Here is a 2823-nt window from a genome sequence, read left to right as displayed (position 1 = left end):
CCTGTACGCTTCAATGTTAGACTGTATGGCCTTCAGGGAGTTTACTGCCTTCGTGATGTCCCTTTTAAGCTGGAGTTCTGCTTCTTTTAATTCTCTTTCAGCCGAGAGTCTTTCCAGTTTTTTCGCCATTAGCTCTTCTTTTTTCCTGTTCCACTCAAAGAGAGGGTAGGAAAGATTTACAGACAACGAACCTATACCGACGTTTTTACCGGTATCAAAACCGTAGTTTCTCGTATAGATGCCATCTATGGAGACCTTTAGTCCATACCTGGCCTCAACCAGCTCTTCGGATTTTCTGCCCACTTTTACTTTTGTTTTCTTTGTTTTCAGAAGATTGTTGTTCTGGAGGGCTGTTCTGTAGAGCTTTTCAGGGTTGAGGTTTATCGGCCTGTAGAGAACGTTGTACGGCTCTATTCTGTCTACCTTAATTCCGGTGAGGGTTTCCAGAGCAGTTTTGAGAGTATCTTCGTTTTTTCTCGTCTCTTCAATCTGGGCTTCTACGTCCTTCAGTGAATAGTCGACTTTTAACAGGTCAACTTTTGCAAACTTTCCTGCCTTTACTCCCGCTGAAACGTCCTCTTTCAGTTTCTTAAGGCTTTTCTCATACTGCAACAGAGCTTCTTCCACTGCCTTCAATTTCAGGTAGTTGAGGTAGATGGAATCAACGTTAAACTTTAACTGCCACTCGGTTTCCCGTTTCAGGTTGCTGTAGAGTTCTGATTTCAGTTTGTTTATCTCTACACTTTTTGAGATAGTTCCCCCCAGGTAGAGGGGAACTGTGTAGCTGATACCGTAAACCAGTTTTCTGCTGTCAAAGTAAGGGGGATGTTTAAGACTTGGCATGAAGTATAGGGGTACAAATGAGAAGTTTTTGTTATAAGTTGTGTAGGAAGATATGAGGTTTAGAGTTCCAAAGCGTTCTCTCTTAACTGCTTCTGCTTCTCTTTGAGAGCTACTGCTCAGATACTGGAATTCCTGAACCTTGGGGTAGTTCTTTATAGCCAGCTCCTCTGCCTGTTCCAGTGTAATTCCATGAGAAGTTCCTCCTACCAGGAGGAAAATAGCCAAGAGGCCAAGAGTTTTCTTCAAAGCTGCCTCCTATTGAAAGGTGTTGGCGTATTTACTTTTGCTGACTATTCTTTATTTCCTGCAGCTTTTCCCTTATTTTCTTCAGTATACCTTTTTCTTTTATCAGTTTCTTTACGTACTGGGGATCAGGGAAGCTGATTGCGTCAAAAACGCACCACACCTGACAGGAAGTACAGCCTACCATACACTGGAGCGGCCTTGCAACTATAGCCTTCTGCCTCTCCCAGTCATAATCAAACACTTTTCTTCCGCAGCTAACGAAACACATTCCACAGCCAGTACACTTGCTTTCATCGATTGTTGGATTCCACTCTATCTCTTCCCTGGGGATTCCGTGCCAGTAGGCAAACTTCGGATCCATGATACCTCCTCCAGTTTGTGTTAGGTTATCCTATCTGGAAATAATAGAGCTATTAATAAATTTGTCAATAGGCGAAAAACATAATAGACAGCACAGTACTCCAGGTGAACGAGTAGCCACCAAACGATAGTTAATTACTTAGATTCTAAGGAGTACTTTATAATACAGAAACCCTCCTGTTTGGTAAGAACTCTGTTTTCCAAACCCTCTGGGATTAGCGAAACGTTAACGTGGCAGGTTTCTGATAAGAATTTCTCTATTAGTTTCGGGAATGGACATAACGTTCCCTCAAGCTCTGCTCCTCCGACACCTTTAGGGCAGAACCTGCACTTTGAAGAAGAGATTTTCAGTAGAAAGTGGTTCTCTGAAAATTCAACAGACAGTGTTCCTATCTGGAGATTCTCGTTGAGGAAGTTGATGGCTTCTCTTATCTGTTCTTCTGGGGAGGTATCTGGACTTATTTTGAATCCCATAACAATGGCATACCGGGATAGTACCTCTCCCGCGTAGCTGCTGCTAATGTTAACCACTCCCTGGTTGAGGACTCCCAGCTCGTTAAGCCCTGCCAGGAATGAAGCCATGAACACGTTTCCGGCGTTTAATTCCCTTTCTTCAACCTTTTTCTTCAGGCTGTTCAGTTCCACTTCTGCAGCCATGATGTTCACCTCCAAAGAATTAACTAATAAGAGACGATAATAAACATATAACTAAATGATACAGGAATTTTACACGAAATTTTCTCTCAAATCCAGCTGAGAAAGTGGATGATCTCCCTACATTGGATATGCATGTTTTTTCCATCCATACTCAGGATTAGATGGTTGAAGTAAGAGTGGGACCTTTCAGATGTTTCTTTTAAGAATTGTTTCTTTTCCAAATGATTATTTTGTAATTTTATTTAAGCTAATGGTGGTTTTCTTTTTTTATTCGTAAAGTAGTGGATTGTTTCTTATTTCTCTGTAAAATTTCGCTGCCTTTTCCTGGGAGACTTTTCGGCTTCTATCTATAAATTTCAAGTTCTTCTCCAAAATTTTAACTGTTTGGCTGTCTATCTCTCCTTTTTCTGCGAGATGTATGAGAATTTTTATAGCTTCTCTGCTTGAAAGAGATTTTTTGTAGGGTCTATCTTCTGTTAATGCTGTAAATATATCGGCAACTGCCATTATTCTAGAACCTAGAGGGATCCTGTTTGCTCTCAGCCTGAATGGATAACCTTTACCGTTAAGTTTCTCATGATGATAGGAAGCCCATTCTACGATGTCTTTGTCTCCAATAAATCTGGATAGAATTCTGTAAGTGTGAAATACGTTAGATTTCATTGTGTAAAACTCATTGCTGGTTAACCTGGCAGGTTTTTCAAGGATATCTACAGG

At 41.0% G+C, this 2823-nt stretch carries 4 protein-coding genes; all 4 read right to left on the bottom strand.

Annotated elements, in window-relative coordinates; all coding sequences use genetic code 11:
* The coding region (locus MV676_RS07395; protein ID WP_297446351.1) for a TolC family protein at nt 1-1089 on the bottom strand (1089 nt) is incomplete at its 3' end.
* A gap of 31 nt (nt 1090-1120) precedes the next feature.
* Nucleotides 1121-1450: a 4Fe-4S binding protein gene (locus tag MV676_RS07390; RefSeq protein WP_297446348.1), complete on the bottom strand. Its 330-nt coding sequence runs from the start codon at nt 1448-1450 to the stop codon at nt 1121-1123.
* Nucleotides 1451-1584: 134 nt separating this feature from the next.
* The gene (locus MV676_RS07385; RefSeq protein ID WP_297446345.1) at nt 1585-2106 is read right to left on the bottom strand and encodes a hypothetical protein; all 522 of its coding nucleotides are present in this window, start codon (nt 2104-2106) and stop codon (nt 1585-1587) included.
* A 267-nt stretch (nt 2107-2373) separates the two neighbouring features.
* Nucleotides 2374-2823, bottom strand: a 450-nt coding sequence (locus MV676_RS07380) for an HD domain-containing phosphohydrolase (protein ID WP_297446342.1), incomplete at its 5' end; no start/stop codon positions are given.

It is taken from the genome of Desulfurobacterium sp. (assembly GCF_027028515.1).
In the GTDB taxonomy this organism is placed as follows: domain Bacteria; phylum Aquificota; class Aquificia; order Desulfurobacteriales; family Desulfurobacteriaceae; genus Desulfurobacterium_A.
Note: the sequence above shows the minus strand (reverse complement) of the source record. Positions and strands in the feature narration are given on the sequence as shown.